Source organism: Nitrobacter sp. 62-23, from assembly GCF_001897285.1.
Taxonomy (GTDB): Bacteria; Pseudomonadota; Alphaproteobacteria; order Rhizobiales; family Xanthobacteraceae; genus Nitrobacter.
Genome location: NZ_MKSM01000134.1, coordinates 20,140 through 40,084, shown reverse-complemented (window position 1 = coordinate 40,084; position 19,945 = coordinate 20,140). Strand labels below are relative to the sequence as shown.

General features: G+C 62.3%; 22 protein-coding genes. 13 read left to right on the top strand and 9 right to left on the bottom strand.

Annotated features, from left to right (window positions below):
• The first annotated feature begins 14 nt into the window (after positions 1-14).
• The 4 genes from fabA to BGO16_RS16555 all read left to right on the top strand — a co-directional run bounded on the left by fabA (position 15) and on the right by BGO16_RS16555 (position 2,266).
• The gene (gene fabA, locus BGO16_RS16570) at positions 15-557 is read left to right on the top strand and encodes a bifunctional 3-hydroxydecanoyl-ACP dehydratase/trans-2-decenoyl-ACP isomerase (protein ID WP_292620149.1); all 543 of its coding nucleotides are present in this window, start codon (positions 15-17) and stop codon (positions 555-557) included.
• 36 nt (positions 558-593) lie between these two features.
• Positions 594-1,370 carry a DUF2161 family putative PD-(D/E)XK-type phosphodiesterase gene (locus tag BGO16_RS16565; protein WP_292620147.1) on the top strand — a complete coding sequence of 259 codons (777 nt, stop codon included), beginning with the start codon at positions 594-596 and terminating at the stop codon, positions 1,368-1,370.
• Positions 1,371-1,674: 304 nt separating this feature from the next.
• A complete protein-coding gene (locus BGO16_RS16560; protein WP_292620145.1) occupies positions 1,675-1,974 on the top strand; it encodes a hypothetical protein in 300 nt (99 codons plus the stop codon).
• 46 nt (positions 1,975-2,020) lie between these two features.
• Positions 2,021-2,266 carry a DUF6719 family protein gene (locus BGO16_RS16555; RefSeq protein WP_292620143.1) on the top strand — a complete coding sequence of 82 codons (246 nt, stop codon included), beginning with the start codon at positions 2,021-2,023 and terminating at the stop codon, positions 2,264-2,266.
• 53 nt (positions 2,267-2,319) lie between these two features.
• Here BGO16_RS16555 and BGO16_RS16550 read toward each other — a convergent pair whose 3' ends face one another.
• The 3 genes from BGO16_RS16550 to BGO16_RS16540 all read right to left on the bottom strand — a co-directional run bounded on the left by BGO16_RS16550 (position 2,320) and on the right by BGO16_RS16540 (position 7,055).
• Positions 2,320-2,877 carry a CreA family protein gene (locus BGO16_RS16550; RefSeq protein WP_292620141.1) on the bottom strand — a complete coding sequence of 186 codons (558 nt, stop codon included), beginning with the start codon at positions 2,875-2,877 and terminating at the stop codon, positions 2,320-2,322.
• Positions 2,878-3,528: 651 nt separating this feature from the next.
• Positions 3,529-5,649, bottom strand: coding sequence for a sodium-translocating pyrophosphatase (locus BGO16_RS16545; RefSeq protein WP_292620139.1), 2,121 nt, complete (start codon positions 5,647-5,649; stop codon positions 3,529-3,531).
• Positions 5,650-5,867: 218 nt separating this feature from the next.
• Positions 5,868-7,055 (bottom strand): aminotransferase class I/II-fold pyridoxal phosphate-dependent enzyme, encoded by a 1,188-nt coding sequence (locus tag BGO16_RS16540; RefSeq protein ID WP_292620137.1) that lies wholly within the window; start codon positions 7,053-7,055, stop codon positions 5,868-5,870.
• Positions 7,056-7,158: 103 nt separating this feature from the next.
• Between BGO16_RS16540 and BGO16_RS16535 the strand changes: the two genes are divergently transcribed.
• The 7 genes from BGO16_RS16535 (at position 7,159) to aat (ending at position 14,214) form a co-directional block, all read left to right on the top strand.
• Positions 7,159-8,595: a M48 family metalloprotease gene (locus tag BGO16_RS16535; protein ID WP_292620135.1), complete on the top strand. Its 1,437-nt coding sequence runs from the start codon at positions 7,159-7,161 to the stop codon at positions 8,593-8,595.
• Positions 8,596-8,894: 299 nt separating this feature from the next.
• Positions 8,895-9,662 (top strand): DsbA family protein, encoded by a 768-nt coding sequence (locus tag BGO16_RS16530; RefSeq protein ID WP_292620133.1) that lies wholly within the window; start codon positions 8,895-8,897, stop codon positions 9,660-9,662.
• A 208-nt stretch (positions 9,663-9,870) separates the two neighbouring features.
• A complete protein-coding gene (locus BGO16_RS16525; protein ID WP_292620131.1) occupies positions 9,871-10,647 on the top strand; it encodes a DUF1236 domain-containing protein in 777 nt (258 codons plus the stop codon).
• 287 nt (positions 10,648-10,934) lie between these two features.
• On the top strand, positions 10,935-11,405 hold the full coding sequence (gene aroQ, locus BGO16_RS16520) for a type II 3-dehydroquinate dehydratase (protein WP_292620128.1): 471 nt from the start codon (positions 10,935-10,937) through the stop codon (positions 11,403-11,405).
• Between the two features lie 42 nt (positions 11,406-11,447).
• A complete protein-coding gene (gene accB, locus BGO16_RS16515; RefSeq protein ID WP_292620126.1) occupies positions 11,448-11,930 on the top strand; it encodes an acetyl-CoA carboxylase biotin carboxyl carrier protein in 483 nt (160 codons plus the stop codon).
• Positions 11,931-12,041: 111 nt separating this feature from the next.
• Positions 12,042-13,397 (top strand): acetyl-CoA carboxylase biotin carboxylase subunit, encoded by a 1,356-nt coding sequence (gene accC / locus BGO16_RS16510; protein ID WP_292620124.1) that lies wholly within the window; start codon positions 12,042-12,044, stop codon positions 13,395-13,397.
• Between the two features lie 142 nt (positions 13,398-13,539).
• On the top strand, positions 13,540-14,214 hold the full coding sequence (aat, locus tag BGO16_RS16505) for a leucyl/phenylalanyl-tRNA--protein transferase (RefSeq protein WP_292620122.1): 675 nt from the start codon (positions 13,540-13,542) through the stop codon (positions 14,212-14,214).
• 95 nt (positions 14,215-14,309) lie between these two features.
• Here the strand turns inward: aat and BGO16_RS16500 are convergent, their stop codons facing one another.
• Positions 14,310-14,711 (bottom strand): Ivy family c-type lysozyme inhibitor, encoded by a 402-nt coding sequence (locus BGO16_RS16500; RefSeq protein ID WP_292620120.1) that lies wholly within the window; start codon positions 14,709-14,711, stop codon positions 14,310-14,312.
• A 93-nt stretch (positions 14,712-14,804) separates the two neighbouring features.
• Between BGO16_RS16500 and BGO16_RS16495 the strand changes: the two genes are divergently transcribed.
• On the top strand, positions 14,805-15,560 hold the full coding sequence (locus BGO16_RS16495; RefSeq protein ID WP_292620118.1) for a hypothetical protein: 756 nt from the start codon (positions 14,805-14,807) through the stop codon (positions 15,558-15,560).
• An 80-nt stretch (positions 15,561-15,640) separates the two neighbouring features.
• Here the strand turns inward: BGO16_RS16495 and BGO16_RS16490 are convergent, their stop codons facing one another.
• The 4 genes from BGO16_RS16490 to BGO16_RS16475 all read right to left on the bottom strand — a co-directional run bounded on the left by BGO16_RS16490 (position 15,641) and on the right by BGO16_RS16475 (position 18,630).
• Complete coding sequence (locus BGO16_RS16490) at positions 15,641-16,078, bottom strand: DUF1489 domain-containing protein (RefSeq protein WP_292620116.1); 438 nt, start codon at positions 16,076-16,078, stop codon at positions 15,641-15,643.
• A 25-nt stretch (positions 16,079-16,103) separates the two neighbouring features.
• Positions 16,104-17,048: a hypothetical protein gene (locus BGO16_RS16485; protein WP_292620114.1), complete on the bottom strand. Its 945-nt coding sequence runs from the start codon at positions 17,046-17,048 to the stop codon at positions 16,104-16,106.
• Between the two features lie 447 nt (positions 17,049-17,495).
• A complete protein-coding gene (locus BGO16_RS16480) occupies positions 17,496-17,699 on the bottom strand; it encodes a hypothetical protein (RefSeq protein ID WP_292611554.1) in 204 nt (67 codons plus the stop codon).
• Positions 17,700-17,973: 274 nt separating this feature from the next.
• A complete protein-coding gene (locus BGO16_RS16475) occupies positions 17,974-18,630 on the bottom strand; it encodes a glutathione S-transferase family protein (protein WP_292620113.1) in 657 nt (218 codons plus the stop codon).
• Positions 18,631-18,784: 154 nt separating this feature from the next.
• Here BGO16_RS16475 and BGO16_RS16470 point away from each other — a divergent pair, with 154 nt between their 5' ends.
• The gene (locus tag BGO16_RS16470; RefSeq protein WP_292620111.1) at positions 18,785-19,054 is read left to right on the top strand and encodes a DUF3253 domain-containing protein; all 270 of its coding nucleotides are present in this window, start codon (positions 18,785-18,787) and stop codon (positions 19,052-19,054) included.
• A gap of 13 nt (positions 19,055-19,067) precedes the next feature.
• On the opposite strand, the gene BGO16_RS16465 is transcribed toward BGO16_RS16470, so the two are convergent.
• The gene (locus BGO16_RS16465; RefSeq protein WP_292620110.1) at positions 19,068-19,871 is read right to left on the bottom strand and encodes a YdcF family protein; all 804 of its coding nucleotides are present in this window, start codon (positions 19,869-19,871) and stop codon (positions 19,068-19,070) included.
• Between the last annotated feature and the right edge of the window lie 74 nt (positions 19,872-19,945).

Genomic DNA, 19,945 nt, shown 5'->3' with positions numbered 1-19,945 from the left:
AGGATCAGCAACGCATGTTAAATCTCCGCAGCAGCTACGACTACGAGGATCTGCTGGCCTGCGGCCGGGGCGAAATGTTCGGCGCAGCGGAACCGAAACTCCCGCTGCCGCCGATGCTGATGTTCGACCGCATCACGGAGATCACGGAAAACGGCGGGCGGTACGGCCGCGGACTGGTGCGCACGGAACTCGATATCAAACCGGACCTTTGGTTTTTCCGCTGCCACTTTCACAACGATCCGGTGATGCCCGGCTGCCTTGGCCTCGACGGACTCTGGCAGATGGTGGGATTTTATCTGGTCTGGCTCGGCCGCGACCGGAACGTGCGGGCTCGTGCCCTTGGCGTCGGCAACCTGAAGTTCACGGGCCAGATCCAGCCGGACGTCAGCACGGTTTCCTACACCGTGGACATCAAGCGCGTCCTGCGTTCGAAACTGGTGATGGCGATTGCCGACGGCACAGTCTGCGCCGATGGCGAGGTGATCTATCGCGCCAGCGGTCTCAGGATGGGCCTGTTTAAGCACCTTCCCGACTCGTCAGTTGAAACGACTGTCTGATAACTTCAAGTCGTGAGTCGTCCGGAGTGCCGCAACGTGGAAACCGCTCTTTATCTTCCGGTTAAACGTCATCTTGAAAGCCTTGGTTTCACGGTCAAGGGCGAAGTCGGCGGCTGCGATCTGGTGGCGCTGAGCGGCGACGATCCGCCTCTTGTGGTGATCGGCGAATTGAAGCTCAGCTTCAATCTCGAATTGATCCTTCAAGGCGTCGAACGCGCCGGCGCCTGTGATGAGGTCTGGCTTGCCGCCAGGCTGTCAGCGCGCGGCAAAGGCCGCGAGAGCGATGCTCGCTATCGCAACCTGTGCCGGCGGCTCGGCTTCGGGATGCTCGGCGTAACTGACCATGGCGGCGTCGAAGTGCTGGTCGCGCCGGCCACCGTCAACCCGCGCCGGAATCCCAAAAAACGTTCCCGGCTGGTCACGGAACACCAGCGCCGCAAGGGCGATCCGGTTGCCGGTGGCACCTCACGGATGCCGATCATGACGGCCTACCGCCAGCAGGCGTTGAGCTGTGCGGCCGCAATGGCCGTGGGTCCGCGCCGCGTGCGGGAGCTGAGGCCGGAAAATCCGGATGCCGGAAAAATCCTTCTCCACAACGTCTACGGATGGTTCGACCGCGTCGACCGCGGAATCTATGCCCTGACCGACGCGGGCCATGCCGCGCTGAAACGATGGCCGCAGCATTTTCCCGAAGCGGCACCAGTCCCGGCTGACGATGAGCGGCGGATGAAGGCACCTGCTCCCGGCGCCGGGACGTCGAAATGCACAACCGAATCCGGCGGGAAAAGCCCACCGGCGCGTCAAAATGCATAGCTGTATTGCTACGGCAAATCCCGTATTGAGATGCAGCTTAGGATTTCCTGGGGCATGATTTCGACTCGAAGAGTCGCGCTCACGCAAAGTGGAAACCGAAGAGGCTGATTTAACGCAGGTGAATCGGACTCAAGCGATGGCGTTAGATTGAACGGTTCGCGCCGCTTTATGCGTAGGTTCCGATTTTGAATCGAATCAACGACGTTGTGTACGGAACAAGCGGAAGAAGCGGCGTTCTTTGAAAAGTCAGGCACGCGCTGAAGCGCGATGCTGTCAATGTCATTGAGGTGAATAGAGGCACATGATGAGTGAAGGCTGGCAGACGAAATATGGCATCCGGCGGGTTCGCCGCGATCCTCCCACGCTGGAGGAAGCTATCTTCGCGGCCACCGGGATCACCGATGATCTCGACTCGCAGGCCGAGATCGCGGCATCGCTGATCGGAATGCCGCTTCATATCGTTCACGCCGAGGTCAAGAAAACCGCCCGGACCGTCGCGCGATCGCCTACGACACGCGTGATCGCCGGCGAGCAAGGCGCGTTGCGCTCGGTCGTGGTCGAGCGCCGCATGGTCCGCAGATTCGGCAACGATAAACGAGTCTGATCCGGATCCTGCACCTGCCCGGTCGAGACATGATGGGAGGCCTGGATTGCCGGATATCCGCGACACGCTGCTTCTCGCGATCGGCGTGCTGATTGTTGCAGCGTCCGCAGCAAATGCCGCGCAAGTGTCGCGCGAAGCCGACATCGTCAATCTGCGGCTGGGCGAACGCATCCTTGTCGACGACGGGTCGTGCCCGGCTGGACAGATCAAGGAAATCTCGGGCGCAAAGCTCGCGCCGACCGGTGTCATTCCCGCGCGCAAGTGCATATCACGCACCGGCCCGAAGCGGTGAATGCCGATCGCAATCACCGCTCGCAAGTTCTGACCAAGCCTGTTTGGACAAGCCTATTTGGAAATGAAGTCCGCGCATTTCTGCACGTTCGTATCCGCGGCGCCCCATGGCATGATCGGCACCGAGGAGGTCGAATTCTGCGGTGAGCCCTCGATCAGCCGGTCCGAATAAACCATGTAGACCAGTGTGTTTCGTTTTGCGTCGCAGCCGCGCACGATCTGCATCTTCTTGAAGAACAACGAGCGCCGCTGCTGGAACATGTCCTCGCCCTGTTTCATCTTTCCCTTGAAATGGATCGGCCCGATCTGACGGCATGACAGCGAAATGTCCGAAACCTGCTCCGCCACTCCCAGCCAGCCCTTGATGCCACCCTTCTCCGGCACGGTAAAATGACACGCGACGCCCTCGACCTCCGGGTCATCGACGCCATAGGTCGCAAGCTTGTCATTCGGGGTCAGGAGATTGAATACCGTCGAGCGGCGAAAGATCAAATCGGGTTCTTCCGCCGCATGGGCATGAGTTCCGGCGAGCACAGCGACCGCCAGAATGGCGAAGACCCAGGGGGTCCAGGTCCTACGGTGCCTGTATTCAGTCTGACCTTGAAATGTCATCATTCGCTCCGTTTGCTGGGTCAGGCCAATGTAGGATCGCTAGGTTCCCGCGGAAAGATACCCCGACTGCCCAAAATGGCCGGCATCAGACTCATGTGAACGGATTCACACGGTTTAACCGGAGCGACGCCATCGATTTGCGCGCGGAGTAAACGTGTGATGGAGGGGCTGTCAGACGAACGTCCGAAAGGATTCGCTGGAAGCGAAGGCGCGAGCGAACATTGATCTTTGCGTCCAGCGCCAGGCGCTGGCACTCATCAGGTGTCCCGCCCGGGCTGTCCGCTCCTGCTGGCGAACCTCCGGACAGGGACCCGCGTTCGCGTTGAATCAAAAGGGCGGGATCAATCCCGCCCTTTTGATTCAGTCGTTTACCCGCCACGAGGTTCGTCCGGTCGCAGCGTCTTGGAGACTTCCCCGTTCCACGGAAACAGTACAAGTCTCCAGCTTCTTGATCAGACCCGTTTCACGAGTCCTCAAATCGGATGCTAGTGGAGTGAATTTGACATTTGCTACCCACTTTGCAGCAAACCCGTCAGGCGAATGTCAAATTCAAAACTCCACTAGAAACCTGATAGTTGCTAGTGGTCCTTTGATTCTAACATTTGCAGGAACTCCCTGCCGCAACGGGATGCAAATGTTAGAATTGGACCACTAGTGCGCCAGAACCGCCAGCAACAATAGCGCCACGATATTGGTGATCTTGATCATGGGATTGACCGCAGGGCCCGCCGTATCCTTGTAGGGATCGCCCACGGTGTCGCCGGTCACCGCCGCCTTGTGCGCGTCGGAGCCCTTCCCGCCGTGGTGGCCGTCCTCGATATACTTCTTGGCATTGTCCCAGGCGCCGCCGCCGGAGGTCATCGAGATGGCGACGAACAGACCCGTCACGATCACGCCGAGCAGCATGGCGCCCACCGCCGAGAACGCAGCGGACTTGCCGGCAGCACCGCCGCCGGCGATCGCGTAGATCGCGAAGTAGACAACGATCGGCGACAGCACCGGCAACAGCGACGGGATGATCATCTCCTTGATCGCGGCCTTCGTCAGCAGGTCCACGGCCTTGCCGTAGTCGGGCTTGTCGGTGCCTCGCATGATGCCGGGCTTCTCACGAAACTGGCGGCGCACCTCCTCGACGATCGCGCCCGCCGCGCGTCCCACCGCGGTCATGCCCATCGCGCCGAACAGATAAGGCAGCAAACCGCCGAACAGCAGGCCGACCACGACGTAGGGATTATTCAGGGAGAAATCCGGATTGACGCCCTGGAAGTAGGCGTGATTTGCGGCGTCGCCGATGAAGAACTTGAGGTCCTGATTATAGGCCGCGAACAGCACCAGCGCGCCGAGGCCGGCGGAGCCGATCGCGTAGCCCTTGGTGACGGCCTTCGTGGTATTGCCGACCGCGTCGAGCGCATCGGTCGCCTTGCGCACTTCCTTCGGCAGGCCGGCCATTTCGGCAATGCCGCCGGCATTGTCTGTGACCGGACCGAAGGCGTCCAGCGCCACGACCATGCCGGCCAGCGCCAGCATCGTTGTGGTGGCAATCGCGATGCCGAACAGGCCCGCGAGGCTGTGGGTGACGAGGATGCCGGCGATGATGACGATCGCCGGAAGCGCCGTGGCTTCCATCGAGATCGCAAGGCCCTGAATGACGTTGGTGCCGTGTCCGGTCACCGAGGCCTGCGCGATGGACTTCACCGGCCGATAGTCGGTGCCGGTATAGTATTCGGTGATCCAGATGATCAGCCCCGTGACGACCAGGCCGGCGACGCCGCAGGCGAACAGTTCGAGGCCGGTATAGCTGACGCCGTCCAGCGGGCCGAAGCCGACCAGCCAATAGATGGCGGCGCCGACCCCGATCAACGACAGGATGCCGGTGGCGATCAGGCCCTTGTAGAGCGCACCCATGATCGATTCGCTGGCGCCGAGCTTGACGAAGAACGTCCCGATGATCGAGGTGATGATGCAGATGCCGCCGATGGCGAGCGGCAGCGTCATCATGTTCACGAGCAGCGGCGACGTCGCGAAGAAGATCGCGGCCAGCACCATGGTGGCGACCGCCGTCACCGCGTAGGTTTCGAACAGGTCCGCGGCCATGCCGGCGCAGTCGCCGACGTTGTCGCCGACGTTGTCGGCAATCGTCGCCGGGTTGCGCGGATCGTCTTCCGGAATGCCGGCTTCCACCTTGCCGACGAGGTCGCCGCCGACGTCGGCGCCCTTGGTGAAGATTCCGCCGCCGAGACGGGCGAAGATCGAGATCAGCGACGCGCCGAAGCCGAGCGCGACCATCGCATCGACAACCGTGCGGCTGTTCGCGGCGTAGCCGGCGAAGTGAGTCAGATAGGCGAAATAGATCGTCACGCCGAGCAGCGCGAGGCCAGCGACCAGCATGCCCGTGATCGCGCCGGCCTTGAAGGCAAGCTCAAGCCCGCCCGCCAGCGATTTGGTCGCGGCCTGCGCGGTGCGCACGTTGGCGCGAACCGAAACGTTCATGCCGATGAAGCCGGCCGCTCCCGACAGGATCGCACCGATGGCGAAGCCGACGGCCACCAGCACGCCGAGGAAATAGGCGAGCAGTCCGAAGATCACGATGCCGACCATTCCGATCGTGGTGTACTGCCGGCGCAGATAGGCCTGCGCGCCCTCGCGCACCGCGGCGGCGATTTCCTGCATCCGCGGATTTCCCGCATCGGCCCCCAATACGGACGAGGTCGCCCAGATGGCATAAACGATCGAAAGCGCTCCGCAGAGCACGATCACTACTAGTGCTGTCATTGAATTTGCCTCGGAATCCCTGAAGTTGCCCCGACAAAGCCGCGAGCCCGCGAACGGACATACCGGAAAACGAAGTTCGCCTCGTTGCAAGGCGACCTTAAATCGGGCGGGACCATGCCAAAATCGAACCTCCGGCGCAACGCCGCCTTGCGGCTAAACCGCCGAATTCCGTAAGGAATTGCAATAAAATGCTGGCGCTTGCGGAGGACCGCAGAGCCTCAGGCCAGCCACCGCGCAATCCGCGCCACCGCCTCGCGCATCTCGGCTGCCGAGCGGGCATAGGAAAAGCGCACAAAGGAGCGGCCGCGCACCGGATCGAAATCGATGCCGGGGGTCGCGGCGACATGCGCCTCCTCCAGCATCTTCCGGGCAAACTCGTGGCTGTCGGAGGTAAACTTCGAGACGTCGGCGTAGAGGTAGAAGGCGCCGTCCGCCGGCAGGAATTCGCTCAATCCGGCCTGAGGTAAACCCGCGATCAGGAGGTTTCGGTTCGCCTCATAGCCGTGCTTGACGATCTCCATCTCCTGGCGACCCGAAAATGCCGCCTCGGCTGCGATCTGCGACAGCGTCGGCACCGAAATCGACAGGTTCTGCTGCAGCCGCTCGATCGGCCGCACCAGTTGCTCGGGCACCACCATCCAGCCCACCCGCCAGCCGGTCATGCAGAAATATTTCGAGAACGAATTGATCACCACCGCGTGCGGCGAAAGCTCGACGGCGGTCACCGCGGGAAACGCATAGTCGAGGCCGTGATAGATCTCGTCGGAAATAAAACGGATGCCTTCGCTTTCGGCGGCCGCCATCAGATGCGCCAACGCCTCGCGTGATATCATCGTGCCGGTCGGGTTGGCCGGACTTGCGACCAGCACGCCCTTCAGCGGCGTCCTGCGATGAGCGTCCAGCAATGCCTCTCCGGTCAGGGCGTGACGGTTCTCGCTCGACGTCTCGATCGGCACCGGCTCGCAGCCGAGCGCGGTCAGGATATGCCGATACGGCGGATAGCCGGGCACCGTCACCGCGACCCGGTCGCCCGGCTCGAACATCGCCAGGAACGCCAGGATGAAGCCGCCCGACGACCCCGTGGTCACGACAATGCGTTCAGGATCGACCGTGCAGCCATAGGCGTCGCGGTAGTGTTGCGCGATCCGCGTCCGCAGCGAGGCAATGCCGAGCGCGGAGGTGTAATCGATCCGGCCGCGATCGAGCGCGGCGCGGGCCGCATCCAGCGCGGTACGGGGCGCCGGCGCCGAGGGCTGGCCGACCTCCATGTGGATGACATTGCCACCCGCGGCCTCGATCCGCGCCGCCGCCGCCATCACGTCCATGACCATGAACGGCGGAACCCGGCTGCGGCCAGATGCCGCCAGCAAGCCTTTGGCCTGGTCTCTCAATGTCGCATCGAGCATGGAAATCTGTTAATGCGCTCTCGCTGCGCCCACGTCACTGAAGCCGCGTTACCGCCGTATTCGGCGGGTTGTTAGGACATATACCGTATTCGAACCAGGTCCAATGATTCCAAAAGCGGTTACCAAAGAAACGACGACCCGGCGGCCCCCTGCCCCCGCGCGTCGCGTCTTGTCAAAGCTCACTGCGCTGGTCACCGCCTGCGCGCTCGTGAGCGCCTCGCTGCCGGTTCGCGCCCAGCAGGCCAAGGGACCGCCGGTGCTGCGCGATACCGAGACCGAGCAACTGCTGCGCGACTATACGCGCCCGATCCTGCGCGCGGCGGGACTGGAGAAGCGGAATATCCAGATGGTCATCATCAACGACAAGACGTTCAACGCCTTCGTCGCCGACGGCCGCCGCATCTTCGTGAACTACGGCGCGATCATGCAATCGACGACGCCGAACCAGTTGATCGGCGTGCTCGCACATGAGACCGGGCATCTCGCCGGCGGGCATCTGTCCAAGTTCCGCGAGCAACTCGCCCGAACCCAGACCCAACTGATCATCGCCATGTTGCTCGGCGCCGGCGCCCTCGCCGCGGGAGCCGCCAACGGGGGCAGCAACAGCGCCGCCAGCAATATCGGCGCAGCCGCGATCAGCGCGCCGCAGGAGATCGCGCGCCGCAGCCTGTTGTCCTACCAGCGCCAGCAGGAGGAGAACGCCGACCGCGCCGGCGTGAAATTCCTGACCGCCACCGGTCAATCCGCGCGCGGCATGTACGAGACCTTCAAGCGCTTCACCGACGAAAGCCTGTTCGCCGCGCGCGGCGCCGATCCCTATGTGCAATCGCATCCGATGCCGGCTGACCGCGTCGCCGCGCTCGCCGAACTCGCCAGGACGAGTCCCAATTGGGACAAGAAGGACGATCCGGCCCTGCAAATGCGCCACGACATGGTGCGCGCCAAGATATCGGCATTCATGGAACGGCAGGACACCGTATACCGCCGCTATCCGCTGTCGGACACCAGCCTGCCCGCGCGCTACGCCCACGCCATCAGCACCTACCTGCACGGCGATCTTCGCGTGGCCATCGAACAGATCGACGCGCTGATCAAGCTGCAGCCGCAAAATCCCTATTTCCACGAGGTGCGCGGCCAGGCGCTGCTTGAGGGAGGCCGCCCGGCGGAAGCGATTGCGCCGCTGCGGCGGGCGGTCCAGTTGTCCCACAACGCCCCGCTCATCGAGATGCTGCTCGGGCAGGCGCTCGTGGCCTCGAACAATACGGCCAACACCGATGAAGCCATCGCAATCCTGCGCGCTGCGCTGGCTCGCGAGCCTGAAGCGCCGCTCGGATATATGCAGCTTGCAATGGCCTACGGCCGCAAGGGCGATTACGCCCAAGCCGACCTCGCGTCGGCGCAGGCTGCATTCCTGCGCGGCGACAACAAGACTGCGCGCGAGCTGGCATCGCGCGCAAAGACCCGTTTCGCCATCGGCACGCCCGGCTGGGTCAAGGCCGACGACATCGTTTCAGCTAAAATGCCCGACAAGAAAGACTAGTGTGGTGGTTCAGAAGTTCGCTTCAGTGCTCAATCAAGTCCGTCAAGCGAACTTCTGAACCTAAACCACACTAGAATCATAAAGTTGCTAGTGTCCCTTTGATTCCGAAGTTCGCATCAGTGGTTGCTGCAAGGGTATACGAACTTCGGAATGGGGACACTAGCGAAGTGGATTTGACATTCGCGACCCGCCTGCCGCGAGCCTCGCGACGCAAATGTCACGACCAGACCAACAGGCGGCGCCAAGCCGGCGCCTTCGAACAACGCAACGAGACTTGAATTGACCAAAGGATTTTGACAATGCAACCGCATCGGTTTCTCGCTTCTGCCCTCTTTGCGCTTGCGCTCGGAGCTGCACCCGTTTCGGCTTCGGCGCAGGGTTTCTCCGACAGCCAGCGCGGCGAGATCGAACAGATCGTCAAAAGCTATCTGCTCGCCCATCCCGAGGTTCTCGAGGAGGTCTCGGTCGAACTCAGCAAGCGCCAGGCGACGGCCGACGCACTCAAGCACGAGGCCGCGGTCACCGAGAACGCCGACGCCATCTTCAATTCGCCGCGCGGCGTCACCCTCGGCAACAAGGACGGCGACGTCACCCTCGTCGAATTCTTCGATTACAATTGCGGTTACTGCAAACGCGCGATGGCCGACATGCTCGATCTCCTGAAGGCGGATCCAAAGCTCAAGGTCGTCCTGAAGGAATTTCCGGTACTCGGCCCCGGTTCGGTCGAAGCCGCACAGGTCGCGGTGGCCGTGCGCATGCAGGATCCCGGCGGCAAGAAATATCTCGACTTTCATCAACGGTTGCTCGGCGGACGCGGCCAGGCCGACAAGGCGCGCGCCCTCGCCGCCGCCAAGGAAGCCGGTCTCGACATAGCGCGCATCGAGAAGGACATGAACAGTCCCGAAGTCCGGGCGACGCTGGAGGAGAATTTCAAACTTGCCGAAGCGATGGGCATGAACGGAACGCCGAGCTACGTGATCGGCAAACAGGTCGTTGTCGGCGCGGTCGGTCTTTCGACACTCAAGGAGAAGATCAACACGGCGCGCTGCGGCAAGGCGTCCTGCTGATCGCTCTGCTGTCGAACGAAAGGCCCCGCTCGCAGCGGGGCCTTTTTCGTTGGACGGCTTGAGATACTTTGCAGGACTGCCATGGGTTCGGGCAACAGCCGTTAATCCCGCGTTCAGAAAACAAATCCGGCGGAACCCGGATCGCATCGGAACATAGCTCCTTACTGCACCGTTGTCGGGCGGGCATGCAACAAGTGAGGAGACATCGATGACCAAACACTTTCTTCTTTCGACAGCGACTGCGGTGCTGATCGCGGGAACGGGATTCGCCTATGCGCAAGGAACCGGCATGGGCCGAGAGGGCGGCGGCAGTGGCGGATCGACCATGCAGCAAAACGCGCCATCGACGGAACAGGGCCGCGGCTCCGCGACCGCTCCGATGCGCAACGACGCTTCCAGCGGCATGTCGAATGAGGGCACGGGCCGCGGAAGCGCGTCCGGACAGCGTGCGCATGACACCCATCCCGGCAAGATGAAGAACGAAAGATCCGCCGAAGATCACGGAAAAGGCGGCGCGGGCAACGACCACTCCAAGGGCATGCGCTCGGAGCGCAACGAATCGGGCAAGCGGACCGAGGAGCGGCACCAGCGAACCGAGGACCGCAATGAAAAGACCATGGATCATCACCGCAACGCCGAAGAGCGCAACGGAATGAAGTCCGATTCCTCGCGGAACGCGGTCGACACCAACAGATCATCGACCACGACGACGGGTCAGGCAGGTTCCGGCGCCAAGCTTTCGACGGAACAGCGCACCAGGATCACGACCGTCATCAGGGACCAGCATGTGCAGCCGATGACGAACGTCAATTTCTCGGTCGCTGTCGGGACGCGGGTGCCGCGCACGGTGAGTTTCCATCCGTTGCCGTCCCAGATCGTCGACATCTACCCGAGCTGGCGCGGGTATGAATTCTTCCTGGTCCGTAATGAGATTGTTGTCGTCGATCCAAGGACCCTTGAGATCGTCGCGGTCCTTCCGGCCTGATCTGGAATCCTTCATAACAGCGCATAAGCGGGGCCGGTCCTGGCCCCGCGGCGCCTGGCGCGACCGGCCGAATCGCGCGGCAGGCCGCCGTCTTCCGCCCCCGGTCGCGGGTTCCGGCCTTTGGTTAACAAGCAATTTCCGTATGTTCTGCCTCGCATTTCGTGGAAAAAGCGAGGTTTTTGAAGCCGAATGCCAGAGCGTTCAGGCTTCCCCTTGGCTCTCTTGTTACATATAACGACCCGAAACCTCGGTGCATGGCGCCGGAACGACCGCTTTCGGGATTTCAGATGGCCAGGACTATTTACGTGCTCAACGGCCCGAACCTCAACATGCTCGGGACCCGTGAGCCGGAAATCTATGGCCGCGCCACCCTTGCCGATGTCGAAAAGCTCTGCGCCGCCACGGCTGCGGGCTTCGGACTGACCGCGGATTGCCGCCAGTCCAATGGCGAGGGCGAGCTGATCGACTTCATCCATGACGCACATGCGAAGCGGGCGGCCGGCATTGTCATCAATGCCGGCGGCTATTCTCATACCTCAATTGCGCTTCACGATGCGCTGGTCGCCGCGAATATCCCCACCGTCGAGGTTCACATCAGCAACATCCATGCGCGCGAGAGCTTCCGTCACCATTCCTTCACGGCAAGCGCCGCTTTTGCGAGCCTTTGCGGCTTCGGAATCGACGGCTACCGGCTCGCCATCGACGGTCTTGCCGCCAGGATCGGCGCGGTGAAGTCCGGCGAAAAAGTCAAACCCTGACGTAGCAGCGTCATCCCACAGAGAAAGTTTCGGATCGAGAACATGGCCCCGCAGCCTGGAGACGCAGCAAAGACCACAACCGGTGATGAACGACGCGAGGAAAGCGAGGTGATCCGCGAACTCGCCGCACTGCTGGACGAGACCAAGCTCACCGAAATCGAGATCGAACGCGACGGACTCCGGGTGCGGGTCGCCCGCAACGTGGGCACGGCAATGCCCGCGAACTATCAGGCCGCAGCGCCCATCCCTGCCGCAGCGCCGGCGTCCGGCGCCGCCGATGTCAGCAAGCATCCGGGCATGGTTCCCTCGCCGATGGTCGGCACCGCCTATTGGGCCTCGGAGCCCGGCGCCAAGCCTTTCATCGAGGTCGGCTCCAAGGTCACCGTGGGCCAGACACTGCTGATCGTTGAGGCCATGAAGACGATGAACCAGATTCCGTCGCCGCGGGCCGGCACGGTCACGCAGATTCTCGTCGAGGATGGCCAGCCGGTCGAGTTCGGCGAGCCGCTGGTCATCATCGAATGATGCAGGCCGCATCGCCAGACGTTTTCAAGCGTCCCGGGCGCGACTCCCGGCCTGGCGGCGCACCGCTCCGCTGCGCTGCGCGCTGCACCGCATCCGGGATACGGGTCAAAGATGTTCGATAAGATCCTGATAGCCAATCGCGGCGAGATCGCCCTTCGCATCCTGCGCGCCTGCAAGGAGCTTGGCATCGAGACCGTCGCGGTGCATTCCACCGCCGACGCCGACGCCATGCATGTGCGGCTTGCGGACGAAAGCGTCTGCATCGGACCGCCGCCGGCGAAGGACAGCTACCTCAACATTCCGGCGCTGCTGGCGGCCTGCGAGATCACCGGCGCCGACGCCGTGCATCCCGGCTACGGCTTTCTCTCCGAGAACGCCCGCTTCGCCGAAATCCTCGCCGACCACCGCCTGCATTTCATCGGTCCCAAGGCCGAACACATCCGCCTGATGGGCGACAAGATCGAGGCCAAGAAAACCGCGAAGCGGCTCGGCATCCCGGTGGTTCCGGGCTCCGACGGCGGCATCGGTCCGGACGACGACGCCATGGCGATCGCCAAGGCGATCGGATTTCCCGTGCTGGTGAAGGCGGCCGCCGGCGGCGGCGGACGCGGCATGAAAATCGTAAAAACGCCCGACGACCTGATGATGGCAATCTCGACCGCGGGCAACGAGGCCAGGGCGGCGTTCGGCGATGCGTCCGTCTATCTGGAGAAATACCTGCAGAAGCCGCGCCACATCGAAATCCAGGTGCTCGGCGACGGCCGCGGCGGCGCCATCCATCTCGGAGAACGCGACTGCTCGCTGCAACGCCGCCACCAGAAGGTCTGGGAAGAAGGCCCCTCGCCCGCCCTGACAGCCGCCGCCCGCAACAAGATCGGCGAAACCGTCGCCAAGGCGATGCGCGAGATCAAATATCTCGGCGTCGGCACCGTCGAATTCCTTTACGAGGACGGCAAGTTCTATTTCATCGAAATGAACACCCGCATCCAGGTCGAGCATCCCGTCACCGAGATGATTACCGACATCGATCTGGTGCTGGAGCAGATCCGCATCGCCGCCGGCGGCGACCTTCCCGCGACGCAGAAGGAAGTCGTCGTGAACGGCCATGCGATCGAATGCCGGATCAACGCGGAGAATCCCGTCACCTTCCGCCCCTCGCCTGGCAAGATCGTGCGATTTCATCCGCCCGGCGGGCTCGGCGTGCGGATCGATTCCGCCGTTTATCAGGGTTATGTCATCCCGCCCTATTACGACTCGCTGGTCGGCAAGCTGATCGTCCACGGCAAGACTCGCGCCGAATGCCTGATGAGGCTGCGGCGGGCGCTGGACGAGATGGTGGTGGACGGCGTCGAGACCACCCTGCCGCTGTTCCGGGCTCTGGTCCGCGAGTCCGGCATTATCGACGGCGACTACCACATCCACTGGCTGGAGCAGTACCTCGCCAGCGGCGACATGACGGGAACTTGAATCCGCCCTCCGCCGGTCCGTATCCGTGGAGAACTCGCGACCGACGGCTGCGACATCGGCTGTCGATCGACGGTGACGGCGCGCCGTGCACTCCGGCAGATTATCGGCGCGGCTGCGCTTCGGTTCTGCTATAAGACGCACGATGTCACGCGAGACCGCAGCTTCCGAGATCACGCCCGAGTTGCTGCTGCGCGCCTATGCCTGCGGCATCTTCCCGATGGCGGAGAGCGTCGACGATCCGACGCTGTTCTGGGTCGAGCCGAAGTTGCGCGGCGTGATTCCGCTCGAAGGTTTTCGAATCCCCTCGCGGCTCGCGCGCACGGTGCGATCGGACAGTTTCACCGTAACGGTCGATACCGCATTCAAGGCGGTTATCGACGGCTGCGCCGCACCACAGCCTGGCCGTGACAATACCTGGATCAACCGCCGCATCCGCGAACTCTATATCGCCCTGCACGAACTCGGCCATTGCCACAGCATCGAGGTCTGGCAGGACAATCAACTCGCGGGCGGCCTTTACGGCGTCAGGCTCGGCCGCGCGTTTTTCGGCGAGAGCATGTTTCATGTCGTGCGGGACGCGTCGAAGGTCGCGCTTGTGCATCTGGTCGCCCGATTGATCGCAGGCGGCTTCGTGCTGCTCGATACGCAATTCGTGACCGATCACCTGCGCGGGTTCGGCGCGATCGAAATCCCGCGCAGGCGTTACCGGGCGCTGCTGGATGCCGCGCTGGAAGGCGTCGGCGATTTCGGGGCGCTACCGTTTGACCGGCCGGTGCCGGGCGCGGACGTGCTCGGCGTGATCATCGGCCGCGCGTAAGGCGAGCTCGCTTCTGATTCCATCAGAAGCGAGAGACCCTATAGCGTTTTCGAGCGAAGTGGATACCGGTTCGCGTGAAGAAAACGCGTCTAGGGTCAATCAAAATTGCTCAGCAGGGCCTTCCTGATTTTGTCGTCCGGATTACCAAAGAAATTGTAACCCACCTTTCTGGATGGAAACGCGATCGTGCGCTGGGCCATCCAGATGTCGTATGTCTTTGGATCTGCCAGAATACTGATGCTGTTGTCCTGACAGTTGTGCGGTTCGCACGACCTGTCTTTTATAAGATCTTGTCCATCTATGCTCACGAACTTGACCGCAGACCGAAGGCCGCTCAATCGTGGAATCCATTTATCGTAAGGCCCAAATGTGTGATCGCTGACAAGCTTCGACCAGCTTTCTTTGAACCCCGGACTTTTTACCAATTCGGAGAAATAGACGTCCTTGGCGAACGCCGGGTTTATAAAAATCAATAGTAGAACAATGAAAATCCGCATTACCCCCTACCCTTGCCTCTCGCTGGAGCAGCGAGCAGCGTAGCGGTTCGGATGTGACAATCAAGTTTGAAACAGATGTTTTTGGAGAGCGGGATGCGCGCCCTGTTCATAGTCCTTGTTGCCCTTACCCTTCCAGCAGTTACGGCCATCGCCCAAGGCATCCCGGAGGACGCCATGGAAGTCCAGCGCTGCATCTGGCGTTGCGGCCATGAGACCGGCAGGAAGAACCCGGGCTATGACCAATGCATTCTTCGTGAATGCAACGACGCGCCGACCGACAAGAAGCCCGCACCTGTCAGTTCGACGAAGCCATCGGCTCAACCGGGCGCACCAGGCTGGATATTCGGTGACCACCCCGTTCTGGGCCGTTCCGCGCACATCGAAACATCGGACGGAGCGATTGGACTGGCCTGCGCCTATTTTGGCGACAGCGTAGCGATGACGCATGTTCTGGCTCTGCGGGTAACCCCCGGCCTTGCACACGACAACCAATTGGCTGTGGTGTTCGATCCGACGTTCCGCTCAGGAGGAGTCACCTTGCAGTCCAAGGGAGCATATCTCGAACATCCCGACGACACCTGCTCGGTCTTTCTGGACGATTTCAAGCGATCCAGGTCCCTGCTCGTCGTTGACGGGACGTACGGTGGATTTGATTATACAAACGGCAACAACGCGATCACCGTTGTTCAAGACGGCCGCAAGACCGAACTCCATTCGGTGGACGAGGTCCGCCAGAAGCTTCGCTTCCGGACATTTCCGCTCGATGGTTCAGGCGCCGCGATCAACCGTCTCATCGCTTCATGCAAAGCTGCCCAGAGAGACATCAAGTACAACTGTGGTCGGGATTAAACCCGAAACCAGAGAGCCTGACCCGACCGCGCTCGACAACTGCTTCATCGAGCCGGGTACGCCCGGCCTGCCTGTTACCCTTACAGCAATCCCAGATCGCGCAACTCGCGTCGCAGCTGCTCGGGCATCGCGGCAACGCTCGCCGCATTGCCGCCGAGGTCCGGAGGCGCATCGGCGGCAGACAGATAGCGCCAACCCTGAAACGGGCGCATCGGGCGCGGCCTGACGGCGATCACCCGCGGTTGCATGACAATGCGGCACCGGCCGATCCCGTCGGAATCGCGGAAGGGCTCGATGCCGATCAGCTTCTCACGGGCAGCGACTTCACCCCTGATAACCCAATAGAGCGAGCCGCCCGCGAGCAGCTCGTCGTTGCGCTTGGGTGTCATCCGGGTGACGTGGATGTGGTGACGCGGCAGGCCCTTTCGCCTGGCCTGCTTCATGCGATCAGCGATCCAGTCCCTGAGATCTTTCACGGAGTCGCAACCGACCGCCAGCTTGACGAGATTAAGGTGCATGTCAGCAAAGCCTTCGAACAGTCCGCTAATCCTGCTGGGGGTTCGCCGAGGGCGGTTCAGGCGTCAGGCGAACCGGCGCCACCGCGTGCGCCTTGGGGGCCGCCGGCTTTTTCACCGGCGCCGGACGGGGCTTCGGGACCGCTTGTTGCGTGGCTGCCAAAGGGGAAGCCGGTGACGGCGCGGCGGCTCCGGTCGGCGGCTCGGGCGTCATGATGCTGACCGGCGGAATGGATGCGGCCGACGGAAACTCGGCTGTCGTCGGCTTGCCCGTCGGCTCCGATCCAAGCGCCGGCATCAGCGGCATGCCGGGCCTCTGGGTATCGGCCATTTCCGCATGCGCGTTCCACGACGGCGCGTAACGCGCCACCAGTTTCTCGTAGGTCCCCGCCTCCATGTTCGCCGCGATCCGGCTGCGATCGGTCAGCACCTGAAACGCGGCGCAATCCGATGGCCGGCAATGGTCGCGGACCGCCAGCACGTGGGCGACCAGGCCATAGCGGTCACGCTCGATCGCCCGCCGCAGCGCCTGCAACTCCGGCGACATGGCGCCGTCGGCGCCGGCGACCTCGCCGAACGACCTCAGCCGGCTGAGCTTCGACGCGGCGTAGGAAACGGCGGCGGCCGCCGCATCCGGCGTCGCGAACAACGCCTTCTCGCAAGCGACCTCGACCACATCGCCGGCAAGGCCGTCGATGCAGGCCAACGCCGGCATCGCAACATTGAGCGGAACAGCCGGGTTTTTCGACTCGAACGCCCGACCGCCGCCAGGACTGATGGTGACGGCCGCCGCTATTCCGATCGCGAGCAACGCGATGACGGTCAGGACGACGTTCGCAACCGACTTGTCGGCGCGAACCAGCGTCAGAAACACGAGGACCGCGAGAAGTGACGCCAGCGCCAGCGTCAGCCACATCGGGAACGGCGACGAACTCCAGACTCCATCGAGCGTTGTTACCGGCGTCCAGCTCATGCGCGATTGTTCCTCATGCCGAGTGGGAGCAGCATAAAACGCAATCGACGAATGCCAATGCAGATTCCCCTGTTATTCACTGACCGGGGAATGCGGCAAAATCAGCCCGCACCGAAGGGTTGAGTCCCCTTGCTCAGAGAGAGCCTGGCAAAATCACGGCGGAGAGTGGTCCGATTCTACATTTGCATCCGGTCCGGCAGATGCCCGCGCAAACGCTGGAATCAAAGAACCACCAGCAACGTTCTGCAGCTTTGACATTCGCTTTCCGGATCAGGCTGCGATGTGGGAAGCGGGTGCGGGAAGCGAATGTCAATTCGCCCCACACCGGTGTCTTCGAGCGAAGCATGTCCTCGGGCTTGACCTGAGGATGGGATCCGGTTTGCGTGAAGAAGACGCGTCACATCAAGAATTTAGAGTTTGTCACCGTTTCCCGGAAACGGCGAAAATCTAGCCGGCAGCGAGTTGACTTTCCTTCGCGACGCGCTCGAAAGCTTCGGCCGAATTCTTGATACGATACTGACAGTCGTCGCCGTCGGTAGGAAGTAAACGGATCACCTCATAAGTGCCGCTCGCAGCCGGCCGCGCCACGTTGCTCGCGGTGAAATAGACCGTTTCTCCAACGAGAAATTTATGCTTCAACGCCTTCTCCATCACACAACGCCAATACTCGCCTGCCCGCGTTCCGTGCGGCTTTGCGGCCAGTCAAGATGCCAAGATTTTGCTAGGTATAGCATGCGGTCGGGACCTTTGGCCAGCCATAAACGACATGACCGAACTGCGGATTTTGCAGATTTTCCAGTGATGTAACTCGTTTCCGGGTTGCCAGAAACAAGACACTGCGAGTTTTGGTTGTGGGCGATCCCGTGGCCCCCGAAATCAGCTTGGCCACCGCTCGCCCTGCCCGGCGGAATACGAACGGCGGCGTTCAACCGCCCTCCAACCTCTCGATCACGCCGGTTTCCGCGAGCCCCTGTTCGGTCCACTGCTGAAACGCCGGCAGCGACATCATGGCCTCCATGTACGCCCGCATCAGTGGCGTCACATCGACCGCATAGGTGCGGAAGCGATAGACCACCGGGCCGTACATGGCGTCGGCCGCGCTGAAGGCACCGAACAGGAACGGCCCGCCCTTCGCAAACCGCTGACGGCAATCGGTCCAGATCTCCCCGATGCGGGCGATGTCGGCCCGCGCATTGTCGGAAAGCACTTTCGCGCCGACCGGTCGATGCAGGTTCATCCCGCATTCGCTTCGCAGCGCCGCGAAGCCTGAATGCATTTCCGCCGAGATCGAGCGCGCATGCGCGCGCTCGGCCGGGTCCGCCGGCCACAGACCCGCCTCCGGAAACCGTTCAGCGATGTATTCGATGATCGCGAGCGAATCCCAGACCGTCACGTCGCCATCGATCAGCGCCGGAACCTTGCCGGACGGACTCACGTCCAGAATGCGCTTTTTGTCAGCCGCGCCGGTGTAAAGCGGAATTGACCTCTCTTCGAATGCTATGCCGCCAGCCTTGAGCGCCAGCCAGGGCCGCATCGACCATGACGAATAATTCTTGTTCCCGATCACCAGCGTCAGCGTCATCCCGGTTCACTCCTATATCGTTTCACTCCCATGCCCTTTCACTTTCATGTCGTTTCGCTCTCATGCCGGTTTCATTCTCGCGCCGCAGGCAGAAGCTCACGTATTGGACACTTGCTCTTGCAGAGCAATTCTCATTGCGTCATGGCATCAGCCCATGACCGCACAAGATTCGCAGCCGGCGCTCTCCCTCGAAGACAGCATTCTCAAGGTCCTGACGCGCGATGTCACCAGAACGCTGAGCGCGCCGGAGATCGCGCAGGCGATTGCCGCCGGATCCGACTGGCACGCTCTGCTGATGCCAATCCGGCGCGCGGCCGTGGCTTTGGCGCAATCCGGGCGCCTCGTGATCTATCGCAAAGGCAAGCCGGCCGATCCGCTGGACTTCCGCGGCGTCTACCGGTTGGGCTTGCCGCGGCAGGATTGAGCACGCGAACCGCCTAATCGGGGCGCGGCGACGGCAACAACGCATCGCTGCGCCCGGTCAGCCAATAAGCGACCAGACCAGCCCATTCATGCACGGCGGTGTCGCTGGAGGCGAGGCCCGCGCTCAGCCTGTCGAACGGCACCCAGGCATCGACCCAACCGCGCGTGCGCCAATCAACCGGATAGGCTTCGACGTCGAACCCCGCCTTGCGGAACACGCCGATCGATCGCGGCATGTGATACGCCGACGTCACCAGCAGCCAGCGTTCGCCGGGTTTCGGCGAAACCATCTTGCGGGTGAAACGCGCGTTCTCGTCGGTGGTGCGGGAGTCGCTTTCCAGGATGATGCGCTCGGGCGATATCCCAAGTGTCTCCATGAGCCGACCGGCGATCGGCGCCTCGGGAACAAGGTCCGCGACCAGATTTCCGGTTCCGCCGCTGTAGACGATACGTGCCTTGGGAAACCGCCGCGCCAATTCGAGCGCCGCGATCAGCCGTTCCGCGGAGCCATTGGTCTCCACGGCGCCGCGAGCGGCCGATATCCCGGCATCGATAGCGCCGCCGAGGATGATAATCCCGTCCGGATCGCGGCCGCCGTACTGCCATGCGGGGAAGCGATCCGACAATGTCAGCAGCAGCACATTCCCGGCCGGTGAATATCCGAACACCAACAGCGAGACGATGCCGACCGTCAGCAGGCTTGCGCCGGCGCGGCGACGTTTGAGTAACAGCAGGCACAGGCCCAGACCGCAGACGATCGCGATCGCGTTCGACGGCAGCGCGACAAATCCGAAGATTTTGGAGAGCAGGAAGAACATGGGATCATCCGGCAAGCGGAAGGGCGACATCCATGAGCGAGCGGCGCGCCGAAATCAACCACCGCGGTTCATCG